The organism is Rhizobium sp. YIM 134829, from assembly GCF_046546455.1.
Genome location: NZ_JBKHKI010000001.1, coordinates 455,122 through 477,642, shown reverse-complemented (window position 1 = coordinate 477,642; position 22,521 = coordinate 455,122). Strand labels below are relative to the sequence as shown.

At 64.5% G+C, this 22,521-nt stretch carries 21 protein-coding genes and 2 pseudogenes; 9 read left to right on the top strand and 14 right to left on the bottom strand.

All coding sequences use genetic code 11. The annotated features are described in order from the left end of the window. Nucleotides 1–33 precede the first annotated feature (33 nt). The 5 genes and pseudogenes from ACLE20_RS02305 to ACLE20_RS02285 form a co-directional block, all read left to right on the top strand. Complete coding sequence (locus ACLE20_RS02305) at nucleotides 34–1,008, top strand: ABC transporter permease (protein ID WP_410938627.1); 975 nt, start codon at nucleotides 34–36, stop codon at nucleotides 1,006–1,008. Nucleotides 1,009–1,128: 120 nt separating this feature from the next. Beyond that, nucleotides 1,129–2,061 (top strand): substrate-binding domain-containing protein, encoded by a 933-nt coding sequence (locus tag ACLE20_RS02300; RefSeq protein WP_410938626.1) that lies wholly within the window; start codon nucleotides 1,129–1,131, stop codon nucleotides 2,059–2,061. Nucleotides 2,062–2,090: 29 nt separating this feature from the next. After that, nucleotides 2,091–3,578: a sugar ABC transporter ATP-binding protein gene (locus tag ACLE20_RS02295; protein ID WP_410938625.1), complete on the top strand. Its 1,488-nt coding sequence runs from the start codon at nucleotides 2,091–2,093 to the stop codon at nucleotides 3,576–3,578. Between the two features lie 12 nt (nucleotides 3,579–3,590). Continuing rightward, a complete protein-coding gene (locus ACLE20_RS02290) occupies nucleotides 3,591–4,379 on the top strand; it encodes an SDR family oxidoreductase (protein ID WP_410938624.1) in 789 nt (262 codons plus the stop codon). 42 nt (nucleotides 4,380–4,421) lie between these two features. Further along, nucleotides 4,422–5,215 (top strand): annotated as a pseudogene (locus ACLE20_RS02285) (IS3 family transposase); the annotation flags it as partial. A gap of 165 nt (nucleotides 5,216–5,380) precedes the next feature. On the opposite strand, the pseudogene ACLE20_RS02280 reads toward ACLE20_RS02285, so the two are convergent. From ACLE20_RS02280 to ACLE20_RS02255, 6 genes and pseudogenes are all read right to left on the bottom strand, one after another. Next, a pseudogene (locus ACLE20_RS02280) lies at nucleotides 5,381–5,536 on the bottom strand (LysR family transcriptional regulator); the annotation flags it as partial. 95 nt (nucleotides 5,537–5,631) lie between these two features. Continuing rightward, nucleotides 5,632–6,828, bottom strand: a complete 1,197-nt coding sequence (locus tag ACLE20_RS02275) for an alpha-hydroxy-acid oxidizing protein (RefSeq protein ID WP_410938623.1) — start codon at nucleotides 6,826–6,828, stop codon at nucleotides 5,632–5,634. 4 nt (nucleotides 6,829–6,832) lie between these two features. Beyond that, on the bottom strand, nucleotides 6,833–8,341 hold the full coding sequence (locus ACLE20_RS02270; protein WP_410938622.1) for a tripartite tricarboxylate transporter permease: 1,509 nt from the start codon (nucleotides 8,339–8,341) through the stop codon (nucleotides 6,833–6,835). A gap of 21 nt (nucleotides 8,342–8,362) precedes the next feature. Continuing rightward, nucleotides 8,363–8,809: a tripartite tricarboxylate transporter TctB family protein gene (locus ACLE20_RS02265; RefSeq protein ID WP_410938621.1), complete on the bottom strand. Its 447-nt coding sequence runs from the start codon at nucleotides 8,807–8,809 to the stop codon at nucleotides 8,363–8,365. Nucleotides 8,810–8,820: 11 nt separating this feature from the next. After that, entirely contained in the window at nucleotides 8,821–9,780 is a 960-nt protein-coding gene (locus ACLE20_RS02260; RefSeq protein WP_410938620.1) for a tripartite tricarboxylate transporter substrate binding protein, read from the bottom strand. Nucleotides 9,781–9,821: 41 nt separating this feature from the next. After that, the gene (locus ACLE20_RS02255) at nucleotides 9,822–10,517 is read right to left on the bottom strand and encodes an IclR family transcriptional regulator (RefSeq protein WP_410938619.1); all 696 of its coding nucleotides are present in this window, start codon (nucleotides 10,515–10,517) and stop codon (nucleotides 9,822–9,824) included. 137 nt (nucleotides 10,518–10,654) lie between these two features. On the opposite strand from ACLE20_RS02255, the gene ACLE20_RS02250 reads away from it, so the two are divergent. The 3 genes from ACLE20_RS02250 (at nucleotide 10,655) to ACLE20_RS02240 (ending at nucleotide 13,032) form a co-directional block, all read left to right on the top strand. Continuing rightward, nucleotides 10,655–11,656, top strand: coding sequence for a hydroxyacid dehydrogenase (locus tag ACLE20_RS02250; RefSeq protein ID WP_410938618.1), 1,002 nt, complete (start codon nucleotides 10,655–10,657; stop codon nucleotides 11,654–11,656). A 31-nt stretch (nucleotides 11,657–11,687) separates the two neighbouring features. After that, the gene (locus ACLE20_RS02245; protein WP_410938617.1) at nucleotides 11,688–12,362 is read left to right on the top strand and encodes an RraA family protein; all 675 of its coding nucleotides are present in this window, start codon (nucleotides 11,688–11,690) and stop codon (nucleotides 12,360–12,362) included. A 397-nt stretch (nucleotides 12,363–12,759) separates the two neighbouring features. Then, nucleotides 12,760–13,032, top strand: coding sequence for a hypothetical protein (locus tag ACLE20_RS02240; protein ID WP_410938616.1), 273 nt, complete (start codon nucleotides 12,760–12,762; stop codon nucleotides 13,030–13,032). A 164-nt stretch (nucleotides 13,033–13,196) separates the two neighbouring features. On the opposite strand, the gene ACLE20_RS02235 is transcribed toward ACLE20_RS02240, so the two are convergent. The 8 genes from ACLE20_RS02235 to ACLE20_RS02200 form a co-directional block, all read right to left on the bottom strand. Then, a complete protein-coding gene (locus tag ACLE20_RS02235) occupies nucleotides 13,197–14,528 on the bottom strand; it encodes an NAD(P)/FAD-dependent oxidoreductase (RefSeq protein ID WP_410938615.1) in 1,332 nt (443 codons plus the stop codon). A gap of 144 nt (nucleotides 14,529–14,672) precedes the next feature. Then, on the bottom strand, nucleotides 14,673–15,965 hold the full coding sequence (locus tag ACLE20_RS02230; protein WP_410938614.1) for an NAD(P)/FAD-dependent oxidoreductase: 1,293 nt from the start codon (nucleotides 15,963–15,965) through the stop codon (nucleotides 14,673–14,675). Then, nucleotides 15,958–16,707, bottom strand: coding sequence for an ABC transporter ATP-binding protein (locus ACLE20_RS02225; RefSeq protein ID WP_410938613.1), 750 nt, complete (start codon nucleotides 16,705–16,707; stop codon nucleotides 15,958–15,960). The genes ACLE20_RS02230 and ACLE20_RS02225 overlap by 8 nt, the downstream gene beginning before the upstream one ends. After that, entirely contained in the window at nucleotides 16,631–17,461 is an 831-nt protein-coding gene (locus tag ACLE20_RS02220) for an ABC transporter ATP-binding protein (RefSeq protein WP_410938612.1), read from the bottom strand. Before ACLE20_RS02220 ends, ACLE20_RS02225 begins: the two co-directional genes overlap by 77 nt. Beyond that, a complete protein-coding gene (locus ACLE20_RS02215) occupies nucleotides 17,458–18,468 on the bottom strand; it encodes a branched-chain amino acid ABC transporter permease (protein WP_410938611.1) in 1,011 nt (336 codons plus the stop codon). The genes ACLE20_RS02220 and ACLE20_RS02215 overlap by 4 nt, the downstream gene beginning before the upstream one ends. Next, nucleotides 18,468–19,418, bottom strand: a complete 951-nt coding sequence (locus ACLE20_RS02210) for a branched-chain amino acid ABC transporter permease (RefSeq protein ID WP_410938610.1) — start codon at nucleotides 19,416–19,418, stop codon at nucleotides 18,468–18,470. Before ACLE20_RS02210 ends, ACLE20_RS02215 begins: the two co-directional genes overlap by 1 nt. Before the next feature lie 155 nt (nucleotides 19,419–19,573). After that, nucleotides 19,574–20,713: a branched-chain amino acid ABC transporter substrate-binding protein gene (locus tag ACLE20_RS02205; protein WP_410938609.1), complete on the bottom strand. Its 1,140-nt coding sequence runs from the start codon at nucleotides 20,711–20,713 to the stop codon at nucleotides 19,574–19,576. Between the two features lie 149 nt (nucleotides 20,714–20,862). Beyond that, complete coding sequence (locus tag ACLE20_RS02200) at nucleotides 20,863–21,621, bottom strand: GntR family transcriptional regulator (RefSeq protein ID WP_410938608.1); 759 nt, start codon at nucleotides 21,619–21,621, stop codon at nucleotides 20,863–20,865. Nucleotides 21,622–21,755: 134 nt separating this feature from the next. Between ACLE20_RS02200 and ACLE20_RS02195 the strand changes: the two genes are divergently transcribed. Next, a complete protein-coding gene (locus ACLE20_RS02195; protein WP_410938607.1) occupies nucleotides 21,756–22,508 on the top strand; it encodes an NAD(P)-binding domain-containing protein in 753 nt (250 codons plus the stop codon). Nucleotides 22,509–22,521 lie beyond the last annotated feature (13 nt).

Here is a 22,521-nt window from a genome sequence, read left to right as displayed (position 1 = left end):
TTTATGCAGAGCGGATCTGGGAGGAGACGACAGATGCTGGCGACGTACAAGGAAGGGCGCAGCCCGGCCGCAGCATGGTTGCCCTCGCTGCGCGGCGCCACCGGGCCGTTGATCGGCCTCATCCTGCTCTGCCTGTTCCTGACCATCGCCACCGACAAGTTCCTGTCGGTGCGTAATTTTCTGAACGTGCTCGATCAGATCACCGTTCTAGGGGTCATGGCCGTCGGCATGACGCTGGTCATCCTGATCGGCGGCATCGATCTCGCCGTCGGTTCGGTCATGGCGCTCGCCATGATGGTGCTCGGCTATCTGAACGTGGTCGCAGGCGTGCCGATGGGCATCGCCATTCCGCTCGCCCTCCTCGCCGCGGCGCTGAACGGATTGGTCGCCGGCTTGCTCATCACCCGCTTCAACGTGCCGGCCTTCATCGCCACGCTCGCCATGATGTCGATCGCACGCGGTCTCGCCAACATGATCACCGACGGGCAGCAGATCATCGGCTTTCCGACCTGGTTCAACATGATGGCGATCGTGCGCTTCGGCGGGTTCCTGACCCTGACGGTGGCGGTGATGATCATCGTCTTCCTGGCCGGGCTTCTCTATCAGCGCTATCGCCATGGCGGCCGGATTCTCTACGCCATCGGCGGCAATGCCGAGGTGGCGCGGCTCGCCGGTATCGATGTCCAGAAGGCCACCGTGCTCGTCTACATGGTCAGCAGCCTGCTTGCTGGCCTCTCCGGCATGGTGCTCGCCGCCCGGCTCGATTCCGTGCAGCCTTCGTCCGGCGTCTCCTACGAGCTCGACGCGATCGCCGCCGTGGTGATCGGCGGCACCTCGCTTTCGGGCGGCACCGGCGGAATCGGCGGCACCATCATCGGCGTCCTCATCATCGGCGTGCTGCGCAACGGGCTCAACCTGCTCAGCGTCTCGCCCTTCATGCAGCAGGTCATCATCGGCGGCGTCATCGTGCTCGCCGTGACCGCGGAAACCTATCGCAAGCGGCGATAACCCCATCGCCCGGGCGTGGGTCCGGGTGGTTCCATCGGCCCCGCAATGGTGCGGGCCGGCAAAGGCAAGGTGGTTCCTGCGAGGAGTCGGGCGCCACCAAGCATACTCGGAGGAGAAACCATGTCATTGTCGAAATTGCTTCTGGCAACCGCTGCGGTCGCAGCCCTTGCCGTCCCGGCCTCCGCAGCCGAGGTCAAGAAGATCGGGCTTGCCGTTCCCAACCTGCAGGCGGACTTCTTCAACCAGATCAAGCTGGGTGTCGAGAAGCATGCCAAGGAGAAGGGCATCGAGGTCGTCGTCGTCGATGCCAAGAACGACACCAACACCCAGGTCAGCCAGGTCCAGGACCTCATGACCCAGGATATTAACGCCTTCATCTATATCCCGGCCGGCGCGGCGGCCGCCGCCGTTCCGACCCGTCTCGCGCGCGAAGCCGGCATCCCGGTCATCAATGTTGACCGCGTGCCGGACGGGGCGCCTGGCGATACCTTCATCGCCGGTGAAAGCGTCGAATCCGCCTATGCGGTTTGCAAGCACATCATCGAGAAGGCCGGCGGCAAGGGCAAGATGGCGATCATCCACGGCCAGAAGGGCACGACGCCGGAAGTCGACCGCTATACCGGCTGCAAGCGCGCCATCGACGAGAACAAGGGCGTCGAACTGGTGGACCAGCAGTGGAGCAATATGTGGTCGGCCGATGAGGGCTTCTCCATCGCCCAGAACATGCTGCAGGCCAATCCCGACATCACCATCATCTTCGGCCAAGCCGACGGTCTTGCCATGGGTGCCGCCAAAGCGGTCGATGTCGCCAACCTCTCCGACAAGGTGATCATCGGCGGCTATGACGGCGACGTCTCGGCGCTGGAATATCTTGCCAAGTGCAAGGGCCCCTTCATCGCCACGGCCACGCAGAGCACCCAGAAGATGGGCGTCCTCGCAGTGGAATCGGCCATCGCCGTGGCCGCCGGCCAGAAGGTCGAGGCACGCCAGACGCCGAACGCGGTTCTCACCACCTGCGAGAACGCGCCTCAGTTCGTCAAGTCTCACCCCTAAGACCTGCGAGCCCGGGAGCCACGCGCCACATGTCGACCTCTTCGCCTCTTCTCTCGCTGCGCGGGATCCAGAAGACCTATGGACCCGTCAAGGTTCTCCATGGCGTCGATCTCGATGTCTATCCGGGAGAGGTGGTGGCGCTGCTCGGCGAAAACGGTGCCGGAAAATCGACCCTGTCGAACATCATTTCCGGCACCGTCCAGCCCTCCGCCGGCGAGATGACCTGGCTCGGCAAGCCCTATGCCCCCGCCTCGCCGCGCGCCGCGATGGACGAGGGCGTGGGCATGATCCACCAGGAGTTGAAACTTCTGCCGAAGCTGTCGATCGCCGAGAACATTTTCCTCGGCCGCTACCCCATGCGTAGCGGTCGGCTGGACCGCGCGGCCATGGAGGAGCGCGCAGCCCGAGGCCTCAAGCGCCTTGGCCTCGACATTCCACCGGAAAGACTGGTCGAAGGACTCTCCACCGGCCGCCAGCAGCTGATCGAGATCGCCAAGGCGCTGACGCTCAATGCCCGCCTGCTGATCCTCGACGAGCCCACCGCGGCGCTCGGCGGCGACGAGACTCAATTGCTCTTCGAGCAGATCGCCCGCCTCAAGGCCGAGGGCGTCGGAATCATCTACATTTCGCATCGGCTGGAGGAGATCCGCCAGATCGCCGATCGCATCGTCGTCATGCGTGACGGGGCCAAGGTGAAGACCTTCGAAACGGGCGACGTGCCGGTCCGCACCATCGTCGAGGCCATGGTCGGCCGCTCGCTCGAGCGGATGTTCCCGGCCTTGCCGGAGCCGTCCCGCGACATCGCACTCGAGGTTGAGGGCCTGTCCTCACCCTTCGGGACCTTCCGCGACATTTCCTTCTCGGTACGCAAGGGCGAGGTCTTCGGCATTGCCGGCCTGATGGGTGCCGGTCGCACGGAACTGGTGCGCGCGATCACCGGCGCGGACCCGGTTTCGGCCGGCGAGGTGCGCCTGCATGGCCGGCCCGTGACGCCGCGCACGCCGGCGGACGCCATCCGCAACGGCATCGTCCTGGTTCCTGAGGACCGCAAGCTGCAGGGCGTCGTGCTCGACCATTCGATCGCCGACAATATCGCCTACCCCAATCTGAACGCCGCCTGCCGCAAGGGCTGGACGAGCCGCCAGCGGATCCGCGACTATTCGGAGACCTTCATCCGCAGCCTCGGCGTCAAGGGGCGCGGGGAGCAGAAGGCCGGCGAGCTTTCGGGCGGCAACCAGCAGAAGGTGGTGCTCGCCAAATGGCTGGCGCGCCGGCCGGAGGTGGTCGTGCTCGACGAGCCGACCCGCGGCATCGATGTCGGCGCCCGCTCCTCGATCTACGATCTCATCATGAACCTCGCCCGCGATGGTGTGGCGGTCATCGTCGTCTCCTCCGATCTCGAAGAGGTACTCGGCGTCTCCGGCCGCATCATGGTCATGGCGCATGGACAACAGGCCGGCATTCTGGACCGCGAGGCGGCAAACGACGTCTCGGTCATGGAACTGGCGACACGCTGAAAGGACGACCGCATGCCCGCACTGACGCTCGACGCGCCGAAACTCTTCGATCTCACCGGCGAGGTGGCGCTGGTCACCGGCGCCGGCAGCGGCATCGGCCAGCGCATTGCCGTGGGCCTTGCCCAGTGCGGCGCCGATGTCGCCCTGCTCGACCGCCGCACCGATGACGGGCTTGCCCAGACGGCGGGCTTCATCGCCGAGACAAGCCGGCGCAGCCTGTCGCTCGCCGTCGACGTGACCAACGGTGCCGCGCTGAACGAGGCGGTCGCCCGGATCGAGGCCGAACTCGGCACCCTGTCGCTTGCGGTCAATGCCGCTGGAATCGCCAATGCCAATCCGGCCGAGGAGATGGAGGAAAGCCAGTTCCAGACGATGATGGACATCAATCTGAAAGGCGTCTTCCTCTCCTGCCAGGCGGAAGCCCGCGCCATGCTGAGGCACGGTCGCGGCGCGATCGTCAACATCGCCTCCATGTCCGGCGTAATCGTCAATCGCGGCCTCAGCCAGTGCCACTACAATGCGTCCAAGGCCGGCGTGATCCATATGAGCAAGTCGATGGCCATGGAGTGGGTGGAGCGCGGCGTCCGCGTCAACACGATCAGCCCCGGCTATACGGCGACGCCGATGAACACGCGGCCGGAGATGGTGCACCAGACGAAGCTCTTCGAAGAGCAGACGCCGATGCAGCGCATGGCCCATGTTGACGAAATGGTCGGCCCCGCCGTCTTTCTGCTCTCCAGCGCCGCAAGCTTCGTCACCGGCGTCGATCTCCTGGTCGATGGCGGCTTCTGCTGCTGGTGAGCGAACCCCGCTGCAACCATCTCTCCGGGCGTCAGGCCCGGACTGACTTGCTATTCGAGACGATCGCGCCGGAACCACAGCCCGGCTTTCAAGGCAAAGGTGGCGCTCGCCGCCATCCGGGCTAAACAGACGCTGGTGGAATTGTCCCAGCAGTTCGATGTGAATGCCAACCAGATCAAACAGTGGAAAGACGAGCTTCTTGAGGGGGCGACGGGCGCTTTCGGCGATGAAACGAAGGCGGAGCCAACGGGTCCGACCGTCGATGTCAAAACGCTGCACGCCAAAATTGGCGAACTGACACTGGAGAATGATTTTTTATCCCGTGCGCTCGGCAAGGCGGGATTGCTGGGCGGAAAGAAATAATCGACCGCGAGCACAAGCTTTCCGTTGTGCGCCAGGCGAAGCTTCTCGGCATCGGCGGTGGCACGGTCTATTACCTTCCCGGTCCAGTGCCTGACTGCGATCTTGCCCTGATGCGCCGGATCGATGAGTTGCACCTCGACTACCCGCTTGCCGGAAGTCGGATGTTACAAGGGCTTTTGAGGGGAGACGGGTTGGAGGTCGGGCGGCTGCACGTCGCCACGCTGATGACGAAGATGGGCATCGAGGCGATCTACCGCCGCCCGAACACCTCGAAACCGGCACCTGGGCACAAAATCTAACCCTATCTCCTGCGCAAGCTCGCGGTCACCCGACCCAACTAGGTCTGGGCCATGGACATGAGCTACACTCCTATGGCGCGAGGATTTGTCTATCCCTTGGCCGTCAGGCAATTGCTTGCAATTGCCGTTAGGCTCTGCGCCGTCGTCGACTGGTTCAGCCGGAAGGTCTTGAACAGGCCGGTCAACAGCGTGCGTGACGGTGAGAAAACGCATATAATGTCGTGGGAGCGATTGGCGAGGCAGTTGACACGCTGCGTAGCCGCCTCGACTCGAGACTGGTGACATAAGGTCTGCGATCACTTGAGCGGCCAGATCGACAATGTCGGTTCCGGCCGACGTCAACCTGTATCCAGATGGAAGCTCGTCGAACAGCTTCGTTTTCAGACGCTGCTCCAGGCGCACAATGCCGCGGAGAACCGTAGCGTGGTTGAGGTGGAGCGCGTCCGCCGCCGCACGCACCGTGCCGCCCTTCGCGACAGCATGGAACATGCGCAACTCATCCCATGGCGCATTCGATCTAAACGATCAGCGTCTTCCTCCAACCGAGGGAGGCCGCAAACCGTCGATGACATGCGGTCATTCGCGCGCCGTCATGAGCCCTTGATCCGGAAGAGGTCGCTCGCACCTATCTGGTCTAGGCTGGTCAGCCCAAGAAGGGCCATGTTGCGGTGGAGTTCCGTTTTGAGGATATCGGCAGCAAGCAGGGCGGCGTCGAGGCCGCCGATCGAGGCGGCGTAAAGGAAAGGGCGGCCGACGAAGACGAAGCGAGCACCGAGCGCCAGGGCCTTCAGGACGTCGGAGCCGCGTCGGATGCCGCCATCCAGCATGACGACCGTCTTGTCCCCGACCGCCTCGGCGATCGGCGGCAGTGCGTCGAGGGGAGAGAGGGCGCCGTCCAGCTGGCGGCCGCCATGGTTGGAGACGATGATGCCGTCGACACCCAGCTCCGCCGCCTGGCGGGCATCGTCCGCGTGGAGAATGCCCTTGACGACCAGGCGTCCCGTCCATCGCGCGCGGATGCGCTCAAGATGCGCCCAGTTGAGATGGTCCTTCTTGCCGAAGTCGCGCATGACCGAAGACGAGATGATCGGAGCGCCGCGGGTGGCATAGGAATTTTCGAAATGCGGGATGCCGTGCCGCAGGATCGTGCGCAAGAAGGTGCCTGCGGTCCAGCGCGGATGCGAGATGCCCTGCCAGGCGAGGCTGAGGCTCGGCCTGAGCGGCGTCGAAAATCCTGCCCGGATATTGTTCTCGCGGTTTGCGAGCGCCGCCGTATCGACGGTCAGCACCAGCGTGCCGAAGCGGGCGGCCGCCACCCTGTCCACCAGCGCGTCGATCCGGTCGGTTTCGCCCGGCAGATAGGCCTGGAACCAGGCGTCCGGCGCGGAGCTGGCGATCTCTTCCATCGGGATCAGCGAGGAGCCGCTCATGATCATCCCGATGCCGGCGCGTGCGGCGGCCTGCGCCATCACCAGATCGCCGCGATAGGCCATCAGGGCGCTGATCCCCATCGGCGCAATCCCGAAGGGCGCGCCATAGGTCTTGCCGAAAAGCTCGGTGGTCATGGACCGCCCCGAGACATCGCGCAGCACCCGCGGCCGGAAGGCATAGGCCTGGAATGCGGATGCGTTCATCCGCAGGGAGGCATTGGTTTCCGATGCGCCGGCGATATAGCCGAACAGCGGGCGCGGCAGGTGGCGCCGCGCCCGCGTCTCGAAATCGTCGAGCGAGAGGATGCCCTTCAATCGTCCCCGCCCGAGCGGGCGGGGCTGGGTCGGCTTCCGCATGCTGCTAGTCCTCGCTGGCCTCGAAGGCTTCCTTGCGGCTCTTCCGTATGGCGGGGAGGATCAGCGTCAGCAGCATGCCCGCCGTGATCAGGAGCAGCACGGCGCTGATCGGACGTTCGACGAAGACCAGCGGATCGCCCTGGGAGAGAAGAAGGGCGCGCCGAAGATTGGTTTCGAGCAGCGGCCCGAGAACGAAGCCGAGCAGCAGCGGCCCCGCCTCGCAGCGCGCCTTGCGCAGGACATAGCCCAGAATGCCGAACAGAATGACCAAGGCGACGTCGAAGCCGCGATTGTTGACGCTGTAGACGCCGATGCAGCAGAAGAGCAGGATTGCGGGATAGAGGAGCCGATAGGGAACCTTCAACAGCCGCACCCAGATGCCGATCAGCGGCAGGTTGATGACGAGCAGCATCGCATTGCCGAGCCACATGGAGGCGACTAGGCCCCAGAACAGTTCCGGCTGGTTCTGGATGACCGAGGGACCGGGCGTGATCCCATGGATCGTCATCGCGCCGAGCATCATCGCCATGATCGAGTTGGAGGGGATGCCGAGGGTCAGCAGCGGAATGAACGAGGATTGCGCCCCGGCATTGTTGGCCGCTTCAGGGCCCGCCACGCCGGCGATGGCGCCATGGCCGAATTTTTCCGGGGTCTTCGAAATCTTCTTTTCAACCGAATAGGCGCTGAAGGCGCTGAGCGTCGCGCCGCCGCCGGGCAGGACGCCGAGCAGAGTGCCGACCGCCGTGCCGCGCAGAACGGCCGCCCAGCTTTCCTTGAACTCCTCCCGCGTCGGCCAGAGGCGCCCGATCGTGCTTTGCAGGACGCCGCGCGCTTTCTTGAATTCGAGATTGCTGGCGATCTCGGCGACGCCGAACAGGCCGACGGCGATGACGACGAAGTCGATGCCGTCATAGAGCTCCGTCGAGCCGAAGGTGAGGCGGGTCGAGCCGCTGTTGACATCGATGCCGACCATGCCGAGCACCAGGCCGAGGCAGACCATGCCGATCGCCTTGATCACCGAACCATGAGCGAGGATCGTCGCCGCCAGAAGTCCGAAGACGCAGAGCGAGACATATTCCGCCGGGCCGAAGGACAGCGCGAAGGAGGAGAGCGTCGGGCCGGCCACGGCGAGACCGATCGTCGCGACGGTTCCGGCGAAGAAGGAGCCGAGCGCTGCGATCGCCAGCGCGGCGCCCGCACGCCCCTTGCGCGCCATCTGGTAGCCGTCGATCGCCGTCACCACCGCGGAGGCTTCGCCGGGCAGATTGACGAGGATCGCCGTGGTCGAGCCGCCATATTGCGCACCGTAGAAGATGCCCGCCAGCATGATAAGGGCGGCGAGCGGCGGCAGGAAGAAGGTGACCGGCAGGAGGATCGCGACCGTTGCGGTCGGGCCGATCCCCGGCAGCACGCCGATCAGCGTTCCGAGCAGGGCTCCAATGAAGCAGAACAACAGGTTGGTGGGGGTCAGGGCTTCGGAGAAGCCGAGCATCAGAACGTCGAGAAAGGCCATGGATGTTTCCTCCGGTCCCGGTCAGAACGGCAGGATCGGCATCTGGACGCCGAGACCGTAGATGAAGACGAGCGCGCCGAAGAGCGTCAGCAGCAGGGTCGAGATGGCGATCTCGCGCCAACGCGACTCCTGATCGGCGAGGCTGCCGATGACGAGCAGCCAGATGGTCGAGACGACGAAGCCGAGGGGTTCCGCCATCAGGGCGAAGCCCGCGATTGCCACGACGAGGATGATCAGCGGCTTGATGTTGGATTCGCCGATCGGGTCGAAGCTCTTGGCCAGACCTTTCAAGAGAACCGCGCCGCCGATCGCGATCAGCAGGCCGCAGATGACGTCGGGCAGGAAGCCCGGCCCCATCATGGCGGCGGAGCCGAAGCGCAGGTCGCGCCCGGCCCAAAGGCCAAGCGCTCCCAGTCCGATCATCAGCACGCCCGCGAGGATATCGGGACGATCCCCTTTCGCCTTCAAGGAGCCGCTCATCACTGCACCCAGGGCGTTTCGTTCCAGATCTTCTGGAAGCGCGCCAGGCGATCAGGCATCTGCTTTTCCCAGTCCGGCCCGGAGAGGTAGGCGAGGGGCAGAGCGAGCTGCTTGGCCTGCTTCTGGAACTCCGGATTGTCGAGGACCTTCTTCATCGCCTCTGAGAACTTCATGGTGATGTCGTCGGGCAGATCGCGCGGCGCGGCGATGCCGCGTTCCGACGTCATCTGGACGTCGAAGCCCTGTTCCTTGGCCGTCGGGACATCGGGCAGCTGCGGCGACCGTTCGGCGCCGAAATGGCCGATCATGCGCAGGCCCGACGTGTCGTTGCCGGCAAATTCGCTGACATTCAGGCCGCCGCCGGAAACCTGGGCGCCGAGAACGGCGGTCCGCGTTTCGCCCGCGCCGCTGAAGGGGATGTGGGTGAAGGTGGTCCCGGATGCCGCGCCGAGCAGGATGATCGCCAGGTGGTCATCGGTGCCGACGCCGGAGGAGCCGTAGGAGATCGCGCCGGGATTGGCCTTCGCCGCATCGACGAAGTCCTTGAGCGTCTTGATCTCGGAGGCTGCGGGCACGACCACGGCGGTCGGATCGTCGACGATGCGGACGATCGGCTTGATCGTCGCCGGATCATAGCCGAGCTTGCGCTGCACCTGCATCGACAGATAGCCGGGCGTGTTGATGTAGGAGAAGGTGTAGCCGTCCGGCTTCGACTTCGACAAGGCGGTATAGGCGATCTCGCCCGAGGCGCCCGGCCGGTTCTCGATCACGATGTCGGCGCCGAGTTCCTTTTCGAGGAAGGGCTCGATGGCGCGCGCCATGACGTCGGTGCTTCCGCCCGGCGCGAAGGCGACGATCATCTGAATTGGGCGGTCGTTCGGCCAGTCGGCATGCGCCAGCGAGACGGAAGCAGACAGCGCCGCAGCGGCCAATGCGAGTTTCGTGGTCAGTCTCTTCATTTCCAATCCTCCATTGGATGCTGCGGGCCCGGTCCCGCCGATCAGCCGGGTTCTCCTCCCATGGCCGCCGAAAGCTTGTTGGCGGCCATCTGGAGCGTCTTGAGATGGGTGGTGATGGCGTCTTCGGTGAAGCGGGCCGGCGGCCCGGTCAGCGCCAGCGATCCGAACAGCGTGGTGCCATCGCGGAAGATCGGCACGGCCAGGCTGGCGACCTGCGGGTCGCGCTCTCCGAAGGTGGCGAAGAAGCCCTGGCCGCGGATCTCGTCATAAACGGAACCGTGCTTGCCGGTGAAGGCCAGGATGACGCGACCCGGGGCGCCGAGTTCCAGCGGCATCGTGTCGCCGACCCGGGCGGAATGGCGGATCGATTGATGGGAATCGTGGCGAAACAGGCAGACGCGCATCTGCCCCTCGCGGACATAGACCGCGGCGCTCTCGCCCGTCTGATCGACAAGCTCTGCCAGCAGCGGCTCGACCACATCGGCCGCGCGGAAGGTGGACTGATAGATGTTGCCGAGCTTCATCAGCTTCGGGCCGAGCCGCCAGCTGCCATCCTCATTGCGAATCAGCAGGCCAAATTTCGCAAGAGAGCGCGCGATCCGCAGAACCGTGGATTTGTCCAGTTCGACACGGCGCGAAAGCTCGCCGAGCGACAGCGAAAAGTCGCGATCGGTAAAGGCTTCCAGCAGTGTGGCCGCGCGTTCGACCGCAGCGACGCCGTTCGCATTTCCAGGCATTAGCTCCTCCCAAAAAGATGATGTACGTTGTACTGAGTACAACACCTTTTCATCAAGTACAATATGCGATAAACGTCATTCGTCAACGGGTACTGACCGTTTGCGTGAACGCACCGAGTAGATGGAGGGAGGAGCAGATGATCGCAGCAGCCGAATCAGGCGCCGGGAAGGGTGGCCGGGTCATGGTCACGGGCGCCGAACTGGTGGCGGAAGCCAGGGATATGCTGGCCTCACACCAGGTGGATGTCATCTATGCGCCCGCCTACGCAACCTCCGACGATCTGGCATCGCTGGCGCGGGAAAGGGAGGTGGATGCGATCCTGGTTCGCCAGGGGCAGATCTCTCGCTCGGTCATCGAGGCGTCGCCGCGCCTGCGCGTGGTGGCCAAGCATGGCAGCGGCGTCGACAATATCGATCTCTCCGCCGCCTCGGCCCGCGGCGTGCCCGTGCTCCGGGCTCTGGCCGCCAATGCGCAGTCGGTCGCCGAACTGGCGATCAGCCTGACGGTCACCCTAATGAAGGACGTCGTGCCGCTGGACAAGGCGGTGAAGGGTGGATCCTGGCCGAAGACGAAATATGTGGGGCGCGACTTGGCCGGTGCCGTGTTCGGGGTGATCGGCTTCGGCGAGATCGGGCAGCGGGCGGCAGCGCTTGCGCGCGGCCTCGGGATGGAGGTCGCCGCCTATGATCCCTTCGCCGGCGATGCGTCGAGCGTCGTCGTCAGCCGCGATCTCGACGAGGTACTGAAGGTCTCCGATATCGTCAGTCTTCATTGCCCGCTGATCCCGCAGACCCATCACCTGATCAGCGCCGAGCGGCTGGCCCTGATGAAGCAGACGGCCTTCCTCGTGAACACCGCCCGCGGTGCCGTGGTGGACGAGGCGGCCCTGGTCGCGGCGCTTCGCAACGGGACGATTGCCGGCGCTGCGCTCGACAGTTTCGAGACCGAGCCGCCGGCACAGGACAATCCGCTCTGGACGCTGCCGAATGTGATCGCCACCCCGCATGTCGGCGGGGCAAGCCGCTCGGCGCTCCGCAACATGGCAGTGCAGAGCGTCCGGCACATCATCGGCGTCCTCGAAGGCCATGGCTACGACCGCCAGGCGCTCGCCAACAAGGACCTGATTGCCGCTGCTTGAGGCGGCGATGTCTTCAAGAAGGAGGAATGGAATGATCGGATTTCGAGTCTGCCGCCGGGAGCGGAAGGTCGAGACACGGTGGGTGGAAGCCTTTCGCAGCCTGCCCGTCGCCAATGTGAGCGATGTGATGAGCCGCATGACCGCCGCCGGCGCGGCGCTGCGGCCCTTCTACACCGGCGCCACCATGGTCGGCCCGGCGGTCACCGTGAAGGCGCGGCCGGGCGACAATCTCATGGTCCACAAGGCGCTCGACATCGCCGACCCGGGCGACATCGTTGTCGTTGATGCCGGCGGCGATCTGACCAATGCCATCATCGGCGAGCTCATGGTTGCCCATGCCGACCAGCGCGGCCTCGGCGGCATCGTCATCTTCGGCGCTGTGCGTGACAGCGCCGAACTCAGCGCCGGCGCCTTCCCCGTCTTTGCCTGCGGCGTCACGCATCGCGGTCCGTACAAGGACGGCCCGGGCGAGGTGAACGTGCCGATCTCCATCGGCGGCATGGTCATCCACGCCGGCGACCTCGTCTGCGGCGATCGCGACGGCGTGCTCAGCGTGCCGATCGACGATGTCGAGACCGTCTACACAGCCGCTAGCAGGAAGCACGAGGCCGAGACCCGACAGATGGAGAATATTCGCGCCGGCAAAAATGACCGCGCCTGGGTCGATGCAGCCTTGCAGAAGCAGGGTTGCCGCATCGAGGGCTGAGGGCACTATGGCCATAGAAGGCCGTCTTCTGCACCGACAAGACCCACCTCGCATAGAGCGGGCCCCCGCATAAGATCGCGTCCCACGTCTTGGGGCACGATCTGCCAAGCGGTAGGGCGCGATGCTCGTCTCATGAGGCGTCTTACAGTCAGCAACGATCTTCGCAATCGCCTCCATCCGGTGCGCAGTTTCCATCTGCCTTGCGACATAGTTCATCGCGCTCACAGTGGTCGCCTCAGGCAGCAGTGCGCGACGATGCTGGTGCTCGGCGCCAGCCGCGGCTTCGGTGCTGCGACCGCACAGGCTCTGGCCGCCGAACGCGTGACGGTCTTCGCCGCCGCCCGCACTGTCAGCGCGCTGACGCGGAGCGGGCGGATCAGGCCGGTGCAGGTCGATCTTGAGCCTGTTCATTCTGGGGACCGGCAGCCACGTCCCCGGCTGGCAGACGCCGGGTACGATCGACAGTTTTCAGATTATCAACCAGGTCCGCACGATCGCTGAGGAAGCCGAGCGCGGCCTGTTCGACCTGATCTTCAAGGCTGACAATCTCTATGCCGACCCGGCCGCTCATCCATCCTACACGGCGAGGCTCCAGCCTTTGACCCTGCTGTCGGTCATCGCCGGTGCCACGAAACATATCGGGCTCGGCGCCACCGTCTCCACCACCTAAAGCGATCCGTTCACCGTTGCACGTGTCTTTGCCTCGCTCGATCATCTGAGCGGCATTCGTGCGGCCTGGAACGCGGTGACGACGGCAAACCCCGTGTCTATGTCGCGCGATGCTATGCGGCCCTCCGCGCGCGAGAGGCGTGACGACTAAGTCTTCGGACCTCTTCAAAACCCGCTGATGATGCGGAGCTTCGAGCCGTCGGAGAAGCGGCTGAAGCGGAAGTCATACGGATCGACCAGAGGCGGCCGGCCGGTCACGAGATCCGCCATCAGCCTGCCCGCGGCCGGGCCGATGCCGAAGCCGTGGCCGGAAAAGCCGGTGGCGATGAAGAAGCCGGGGATCGGATCGACGGCGGAGATGACGGGAATGGCGTCCGGCGTCACATCGATGCATCCGCCCCAGCGCTGCGCGATTTCGGCTTTCTCGAACACCGGAAAGGCCTTGCGCAGATTGGCGAGCGCCTTGTCCTGCAGTGTGAAGGAGGGTTTGGGGTCGAGAACGCGGTTGTATTCGAAGGGCGATGGCTCATCCATCGCCCACCGGTTCGGCAGTCGGGCCTCGTCCAGAAAGCGCAGGCCGCCGCGCAGCTTTAGCGCCCTCCATTCATGGCCGAGCGCGGGGAGGAAGTCTCTGAAGTAGCGGAAGCTGTCGGGGACGATGTCGACGATGTTCTCGACGCCATTGGCGACCGTATAGCCGCCATCCTGCCGCTTGCGGATGGCAAAGCCGTCGGCCCAGATCGCCGAGTCCGGCCCGCCGTCCAGCGGCTTGGTGCGGATAACGGAGTTGAGGACTTTCAGCTGCGGCAGTCGCAGCCCGCTGTTGCGGGCAAAGAGGCTCGACCAGGCGCCGCCGGCGAGCACCACCGCATCGCAGGCAATGAAGCCACGCTCGGTGAAGACGCCGCAAGTCCTGCCGGCCTTGGTGTCGATACCGCGCACGGCGCATTCGGTCATCACATGGGCGCCCCGCTCGCGCGCCGCTTCGGCGATGGCGGGCGCGGCCCGCTGCGGCTCGGCGCGGGCATCGTCGGGCGTATAGAGGGCGCCCTTCACCGGCAGGGTCGAGCCGGGGTTCAGAGCGTTGAATTCGGCCGGCGTCAGCATGCGGGACGAGATCTGGTAGCCTTCGAGGTTCTTCAGCCAGCGCGCATGCTCCTCGACCTCCTGTTCGGTCTCGCAGGTGAAGGTGATGCCCGCGCGCTTGAAGCCGGTGGCGCGGCCGGTGCGGGCGTCGAGCGTGTCCCAGATCCGCAGAGCCTCGGCCATCAGCGGAACCTCGCGCGGGTCGCGGCGGGTGATGCGCACCCAGCCCCAGTTGCGGCTCGACTGCTCGTGCCCGATCCCGCCCTTCTCACACAGAGCGACCGTCAGGCCGCGCTCTGCGAGCTCAAGCGTCGTCGATGCCCCGATGATGCCGCCGCCGATGACGACGACATCGACCCGTTCGGGAAGATCTGCATCACCATGAAAGGGAACGACGAAGGGACCGGGCATGAGAACAACTCCTGGGAGGGATCGTGGGATGTCGCTGGTGCATCCGTGCCTATCGCGTGGTCCAGAGCGAAGCTGGGCACGATTTTCGACGAGGCGAGGAGAGGGACCGGCCGCGCCCATGACCGAGCCCGCTCGCTCAGGGCGTCAGCCATCGCGCCGATCTTGCAAGCGATGATAGGGATGCATGGCATTTGCGACGGCAACGGCAACAGGATGGAACGGTATGGGCTTCATGGCGGTAACGGGCAGCGGCATGTCGGCATCCATGCGCCGACCCGCCGCCCACCGGCCAATCTCCTGGCCGAGCGAAAGGGAGAGCGCCACGCCACGTCCGGAATAGATACCGCCGAAGACGAGACCGGGGGCAAGGCGGTAGAGCCGGGGTCGCCGGTCTGGCACGACGGCGAAGGTGCCGTGCCAGTACTCCGCCATTTCCGGCGGGCCGTCGAAGGCGGCAAACGCCTTGTCCAGCATGCGCGCCACCTTGGCCCGGCCGCGCGCGGCCTCGCCAATCCAGGCGGTATGGGTGCCCCCGCTGACCAGCCGTTGGTCCACATCGTAGTGGAAGTAGCGCAGATCGTTGCGCATGTCGGAAACAGCTGGATTGCCCACCAGGATTTTTGCTCGCAGCTTCTCGGGCATGGGGTTGGTCGCGGACTGGAACACCTTGAACGGAATGAGTGTGCGCTTCAGGCCCGGCCAGATGTCTCCGGTCAGCGCATCGGTCGCGAGCACGACCTCGGGCGCGGTCACGCTGCCGCGAGCTGTGTGGATCCGCCAGCCGCCCTCGACTTTCTCCAGGCGGGTGCCACGGCTGTTTTCATAGATCGCCACGCCCTCCCTCTCCAGCGCAGCCGCAAGACCGATCGTCATGGCAAAGGGGTTGATGTGCCCCGAATTGTGCACCTTCCAGCCGCCGAGATAGGGGCTGCCGATGATCTCTGTGACCTCGTTCTGGTCGAGCCAGGAGACATCGGCTCCGAAAGCCCTCCATTCCTCGTAGAACTGCCGGGCGCGCACCAGCGTCTTCTCGCTGTGAGCCGGTTGGATCCACCCCTCCTGCACCTGATGCGCGTCGATGTTGAAGCGCTGCATCAGGCCGAAGGCGACGCCGCCGGCCTCGGCGACCATGCGATTGTAGCGCTCCCCGTAAGTCCTGCCAAAGGCGGCCTCATATTCGGATGGCGAAGCCTTGGAGTGGTGCGAGATGACGAGGCCATTGTTGCGCCCGGACGCCGCGGAGCCGATCTCGTTGGCCTCCAGAAGCACGACGCGGGCGCCGCTGTCGCGTGCACCGAGCGCGGCCGCCATGCCGGTGAAGCCGCCGCCGACGATGAGTACATCGGTGCCGATGTCGCCGGAGAGGGCAGGCGCGGTCGTTCTGGCAGCGATGGTCTTGCGCCACAGATGCGGCGTTTTCCAGTCCACCTCAAACATGGATCGTCTCGCCGGTGGCGCCGCTCAGATAGGCTTCGCCCAAGGCAGAGTGCTGGGCCATCTCCTGCGACGGACCATGCAGGCGCACGCGACCGGTGTTCAGCAGATAGCCGTAATCGCCGCATTCGAGCGCCAGCTGCACGTTCTGTTCGACCAGCAGGATCGAAATCCCCGTCCTCGAGAGATCGAGGATGATGCGAAAGATCTGGTGGACGATCTTCGGTGCCAGCCCGAGCGACGGTTCGTCCAGCATCAGGAGCTTCGGTTCGGCCATCAATGCGCGGCCGATCGCCAGCATTTGCTGCTGACCGCCGGACATTCGGCTCGCCATCCCGTTGCGGCGCTCCTTGAGGATCGGGAAGCAATCGAAGACCTCAGCCCTCAGCGCCTCGAAGCTCTTGCCGGCGCGGCCGATATGGGCAGCCACCAGATTTTCCTCGACTGTGAGGCGTTGGAAGATCTGCCGTCCCTCGGGGCAGTGCGTTAGCCCCATGCGCACCACCTGTTCGGGCCGCGCACCGGTAATGTCGCGACCCTCGAAATGAATGGTGCCCGCGGTCGGGCGGGCAACGCCCGAGATCGAATTGAGCAGCGTTGTCTTGCCGGCTCCGTTCGGGCCGAGAATGACGACGATCTCCTTCTCGTCGACCTCGAGGTCGATGCCGTCAAGGACGCTGACGCGCCCGTATCCCGAGCTGAGCCCGGCGAGCTTCAGCAGCGGCCCGGATGTCGTCGATGTCATTGGCTGTCCCCAGATAGGCAAGTTGAACGTCGGTGCTCGCCTGGACTTCGGCCGGCGTGCCTTTGAAGAGCAGTTTCCCATGATGCATGACCACGATGCTGTCGCAGAGCGTCATCACGAGGTCCATGTCGTGTTCGACGATGATCATCACCCGGTCGGGAGAGCGCAGTTCAGCGAGCTTGGCCGTGAGTTCGGACGTTTCGTGATGGTTGAGACCGGCGGCCGGCTCGTCGAGGAGCAGCACGCGCGGGTTCATCACGAGCGCGCGGGCGATTTCCAGCATGCGTTGGCGTCCATAGGGCAGGCTGCCTGCTTCGGCTTCGGCGTAGCCCTCGAGCCCAAAGAACCGCAAAATCTCCAGACACGCCCGGCGTCGGCGTTCCGTCTGACTGCGGCTATAGGGCGGCCAGAGGATTTCGCGCCAGCTCTTGCCGACCTCGGCCGGATAGTAGCAGACCTCCAGGTTCTCGATCGCCGTCATCTGGTCGAAGAGGCGGATGTTCTGGTAGGTGCGGGCAATGCCGGAATTGGCGATCTCGTGTTTTTTCAAACCGTCGATGCGCCGTCCGTCCAGCCGGATCTCGCCGGCCGATACCGTGTAGGACCCGGCCGTCATGTTGATCAGCGTCGATTTGCCGGCGCCGTTGGGTCCGATGATCCCGTGGATCAGGCCGGGCTCGAAGGTGGTCGAGACGTCGTCGATCGCGACATTGGCGCCGTATTGCTTGCGGAGGCTCTGGAAGAGAAGTGTCATTTGCCGAGCAGCCTCCGGAAGAATGCTTCGGGGCCGAATGTGCGCGGCACGATTCCGCCTGGCCGGATGATGATGAGCACGATCATCAGGATCCCGAGGAAGAGGATGCGCCATTCTGCGAATTCGCGCAGCACCTCCGGCAGAAGAATCAGGATCGCCGCGCCGGCGACGATGCCGAGGATGTTGCCGATGCCGCCGATGACGATCATCAGGACGATCAGCACCGATTCCTGTAGCGTGAAGCTTTCCGGGCTTACGAAGCGCTGCGAGGCGGCGAAGATGACACCGGCGATGGAACCGATCGTGGCCGATGTCGCGAAGGCGGCGAGCTTGGCATTGGTGGTGTTGATGCCGATGCCGCGTGCCGCATCCTGGTCCTCGCGGATCGCGGCCCAGGCCTTGCCGAGGATGGAGCGTTCCATGCGCCAGACGACGGTGGCGACCAGGATGACGGTCACGAGCAGCAGCCAGTAGATCTCGACGGGCCTCGCGACTTCGATGCCGAAGATCGAGGCCTTGTCGAGCCGGGCGATCCCCTGTGGCCCACCGGTTAGCCAGCCGACATTGTTGAGCAGGATCCGGATGATTTCGCCGAAGCCGAGGGTAACGATCGCCAGATAATCGCCCCTGAGTTTGAGCACCGGAACGCCCAGCAGGATGCCGGTCAGCATGCCGAGGAAGGCGGCAATGACGACGATCAGCAGGAACGGCAGGTGCAGGTCGAATTGCGGGCTGGCGAGCAGCCCGTAGGTATAGGCGCCCACGGCATAAAAGGCGACGAAACCGAGATCGAGAAGGCCCGCATAGCCGATGACAATGTTCAGCCCGATCCCGAGCAGGATGTAGATGAGCAGCCCGTTGACGACACGAACATAATAGTTGGGCAGGAAGGGCGTGGCGATGAGAAGCGCTACCACCGTCGCGAGGACGAGTATGGCGAGAAGCCGGCTGCCCGGTCGCCGGGTCGCGGCCTTGTTCTGGATGGTCAGGCTGTCGGCGACGGACATCAGAACTCCCTCTTATAGACCATGCTCTCTTCCGATACCGGCTCGCCAAGAATGCCGGCCGGGCGCACGAGAAGGACGACGATGAGAATGGCGAAGGCGAGGACGTCGCGATATTCGGTGCCGAGCATGCCGCCGGTGATCAAAGGCAGGAGGGCCGTCCCGCCAACTTCGACAAAAGCGAGAATATAAGCGCCGAGCATGGCACCCGGGATGGAGCCAATCCCGCCGAGGATCGCGGCTGTGAAGGCCTTGAGCCCGATCACCGCGCCCATGGTCGGGGTCATGATGCCATAATAGCTGGCATAGAGAATGCCGCCGGCAGCCCCGAGCAGCGGTCCGGTGAAGAACACCATGGAGATCGCCAGATTGACGTTGATGCCGAGAAGCTGTGCCGTCGGCCGGCTCTCGGACACGGCGCGCACGATGATGCCGATCCGGCTTCGGTTGACGAGCTGGTAGAGTGCGAACATGAGGACGAAGGCGGCGATCAGGATGCCGATTTGCACCGAGGTGATCGTGCCCCCCATGACCTGATAGCGCGTGGCCGGAAAGAAGTTCGGGAAAGCCACGGGTTGAGGACCGGCCATGATCTGTACGCCCGCGACCAGCGACAGGGACACGCCGAGCGAGGAGAGCATGGGTGCCAGCCGCGTGGAGTTGCGCAGCGGCTTGTAGGCGAGGCGCTCGATGCCGACGCCGACGAACCCGATGCCGATCACGGCAGCGAAGAAGGCGATGGTGAGTGCGAAGGCCCCAGCGCCTCCGACCTCTCCGACCAGCCCGGCGAGGACGAGAAAAGCGGCGTAAGCACCGAGCATGAACATTTCGCCATGGGCGAAGTTGATCATGCGAAGCACGCCGTAGACCATGGTGTAGCCGAGCGCGATCAAGGCGTAGATCGAGCCGATGGTCAGCGCGTTGACCGTCTGTTGAAGAATCGTTCCCAACATGGGCGTTCCCTTTCGGAGGACCCGTCACGTCGCCATGCGATGCGTGGGATCACGAGGGGGAGGATGCGCGTCCGGCGCCCAGTATGGCAAGTCGGCGCCGGTCGCGCGGCGACGTTGTCGGCCGGATTCGCCGGCACGACGACGTAGCGGGAGGGTTACTTCTGGCCGGCCAGGACGAACTTCGTCCCTTCGACCTTGTACAGGTAGGACGGAGCGACCTTGAGTTCGCCGATTTCGTCGAATTCGAGCTCGCCCACCGCGGTCTTGACCTTCACATTGTGAAGCGCCGTGTTGATGTCCTCGCGGGTCAGGCCCTTGGTGGTCTTCAGGACCTCCTCGAGGATCTGGCCCTGGACATAGCCGTAGATCGAGTAGGGGCCAGCCTCTTCGCCATACTTCTCCTTGTAGAGCTTGGCGAATTCGGCAATGTCGGGAGAGGCATCCATCGGCGGAACCTGGATCGCCACCAGCGAGCCCTGAACATTGGCCTCGCCGGCCTGCGTGATGTAGTCCGGCGTATAGCCGCCATCCGGCACAAGCAGGGTCGCCTTGATGCCTTGCTCGTGCATCTGCTTGGCAAAGAGGGCGAGCTGCGGCATGACGGCGCCGAGGTAGATCACCTCGGGAGACTTCGTCTTGATCTGCGCGAGCACGGCGGTGAAGTCGACGTCGGTCGGGGCGACCGCGAGCGTGTCGACCACCTTGCCGCCACCATCCGTGAAGTTCTTCGAGAAGATCTCCGAAATGCCCTGGCCGAAGACCTGCTTGTCGGAGACCACGATGGCGGTCTTGGCGCCGAGGGTCTTCAAGGCGTATTCGGCAGGCAGTAGGGCGCCCGCGAGATCGTTGGCAACAGGGCGCACCATCATCTTGTAGCCCTGATGCGTCAGTGACGGGTTCGAGCCGAAGGTCATGGTCGGCAGGCTGCATTCCTCATAGATCGGCAGTGTCGACTGCGCGACGCCGGAATTGAAGTTGACGAGGCCGATCAGAACATTGTCGTCGTCGCAGAACTTCTGTGCGACCAGTGTTCCCTCACGCGGGTCGGCCTTGTCGTCTTCCTGCTCATAGGCGACCGTCGTGCCGTTGACGCCGCCGGCGGCGTTTAGCTTGTCCCAGTAAAGCTTGAAGCCATTGTGCCAGGTTGTGCCGAAATAGGCCTGCGGGCCAGAGAGCGGACCGGCAAGACCGATCGCGATTTCTTCGGCACTCGCCGCTGAAGAGAGTACCGGCATGAGAAGCGCCGAGCTGGCAAGCAGCGAAGCGCCGAGGCAAAGCGAACGTGCAAACGTCATGTTGTTCCCCTTTGTAGATTCGCACAGGCGATCGGGCAGGCCGTTCTGGTCTCTTGCCGATAAAGCCATGGAAGCAGACAAAGAGGCAGGCGTCAAGAAAGTGTCGACACTATTGCGTTCAATTTTCTCTCGCTCTATTCCTACACCGGTCACGCCCGGCCGCGACGTGGCTTTCCGCCGCTCGCGTCGGGCGCGAAGACCTTAAGCAGCGCGTCCTTCAGCGCCTGCTGCGTGGCGGAGACGGTCATTTCGATATGCTGGCGCAGGAGCTCAATACCCTTGTCGACATCGCGCCGCATGGCCGCATCGACGATCGCCGAATGGGAGGCCACCTGCCGCATGTCATGCGTCCGATGCTCGATCTGGATGCGTCGGATGAAACGGATGCGGGCGTTGATGGCAGCCAGCTGGTTGTACAGCTCGGGATTGCCGGAAAGCTCGGCAATCAGCAGGTGGAACCCTTCATCCTCGGCGAGGATAACGTCCGGATGATGGGTCCGGTAATCCTCGACGATCGCATTCCAGTAGGACTGGAGGCGTGCCAGCTGTTCGTCCTCAGCCCGCTCGCACATCAGCCTGAAGGACGCGCATTCGATGATGGACCGCAATTCGTAGAGATCGAGCAGACCCTCGGTGGAAAGGCTACGCACGAAGAAGCCGCGATTGGGTTTCAGCGACACGAAGCCCTCGGACGCCAGCCGGTTCAGTGCCTCGCGGATCGGGGTGCGCGAAACGCCAAGGCCCCGCGACAATTGCACTTCGTTGATTCTTTCGTCCGGCTTCAACTTGAACTCGACGAGCTGTTTGCGGATCGCATGATAGGCGCGTTCGCTGCTGTCGGCGGAGCGGCGCGTCTCTGTTTCGGTTTCAGGTCCGGGCAGATCGGTGAGGTCGGAAATCTCGGTCATGGCAGCTCCGGGGCGGTTCGGCGCGATCGGGTGTCGACAGTTCTCGGTGCCTCCTTGTTGCCGAACGCGGCGCCCCTGGCAAGGGCAAGGTCTGGCAGGTCTTGGGAAGGGTGTGGCAGATGCAGGAGCAGCGCATGATCGTTGGATTTCTGGGCGTTGGCCATCTGGCGACGAGTGTCGTCGAAGGTCTGTTGCGCTCCGGCCTGGATGCCTCGCAACTTCTGCTCTCGCCGCGCGGCAAGGGGCCGGCACTCGCCCAAGCGCGCGGTCTCGCGGTCGCAGAAAACAACGCCGATCTCGTCCGGCGCTCCGATATCGTCTTCCTCGCTGTGCGGCCGGCCGATGTGGCTTTGGCCATCGGCAGTCTTCCCTGGCGGGCAGGACAGCTCGTGATCTCCGCCTGCGCCGGGGTTCCCCTCGCCGACCTCAGGGTAGCACCGAGCCAGGCCGTCCGCGCCATGCCGCTGACGTCCTCGGAGATCGGCGCCAGCCCGACCGTGTTCTTTCCAGACAGTCAGGAAGCGCGCCGCTTTCTCGATCGTATCGGCCCCAGCCTTGCGCTTGCCACGGAAGCCGAATTCGAGATCGCGACGGTCAATGCCGCCGTTTATGGCTGGGCGCAGGATTTGATCCGGCAATCTGTGGACTGGGCCGCCAGGCAGGGCGGCGATCCCGCCACCATGCGCCGTCTGACTGCGCTGACCTTCGTCGCTGCCGGCCGCATCATGGCGGAAAAGCAGGAGTCGATGGACAGACTGCTGAGCGACCTTGTCACGCCCGGCGGGATCACCGAGCTCGGGCTGGCGAGCCTCAGCGCCGATGGCGTCCCCGCCGCCTGGTCAGCGGCGAGCGACAGGGTGCTCACGCGCCTGCGCAAGGAGAGCTGAATCCTTCTTTGGC